General features: G+C 45.2%; 1 protein-coding gene. It reads right to left on the bottom strand.

Annotated elements, in window-relative coordinates:
- Positions 1-611, bottom strand: a 611-nt coding sequence (locus tag AB5935_RS27190; RefSeq protein ID WP_368328001.1) for a TonB-dependent receptor plug domain-containing protein, incomplete at both ends; no start/stop codon positions are given.

Genomic DNA, 611 nt, shown 5'->3' with positions numbered 1-611 from the left:
CTCTTGTTTGGTAGTATTAAAAATATCTCCGTCATGCAAATAACCCAAGGATACGAAATAACTCATTTTCTTCGTACCACCGCGTACATTAAGATTATAAGCCTGTTCATAACCTACATTCTTTACCAGTTCTTTCCACCAGTCCACTTCGGGAAAGACATCGTTATACGGACCGTAATTTCCGGTAGCATACGCATTTTCCCATGCGGCAATGGTAGACTCGGGAACCATTGCTCCCCAGTTACCATCATTAGCCTGTGCTCTGTTATACTGTTTCATAGAGGTCACATAGTCAGACCATTCAGGAGCGGCAGAAGGTTGTTTAAAACCGAAGTTAGCAGTGAATGAGATTTCCGGTTTCTGTTCGAGTCCGCGTTTGGTTGTCAGCAAGATAACGCCGTTCGCACCTTTCACACCGTAAACCGCAGTTGCCGAAGCGTCTTTCAGTACGGAAATAGATTCAATTTCGTTCACATCGACATCGTTGAAGTCACGTTCGATACCGTCCACCAATACTAACGGAGCAGCTTCTCCCCAAGTGGACTTACCACGAATCAACAAAGAAGCTTTATCGGCTCCCGGCTTTGAAGTGGAATTGATGGCAACCACAC

Origin of the sequence: Phocaeicola sp. RTP21198st1_B8_RTP21198_201120 (assembly GCF_040929485.1) — a bacterium.
In the GTDB taxonomy this organism is placed as follows: domain Bacteria; phylum Bacteroidota; class Bacteroidia; order Bacteroidales; family Bacteroidaceae; genus Phocaeicola; species Phocaeicola dorei.
This window is presented reverse-complemented; position numbering and strand designations above follow the sequence as displayed.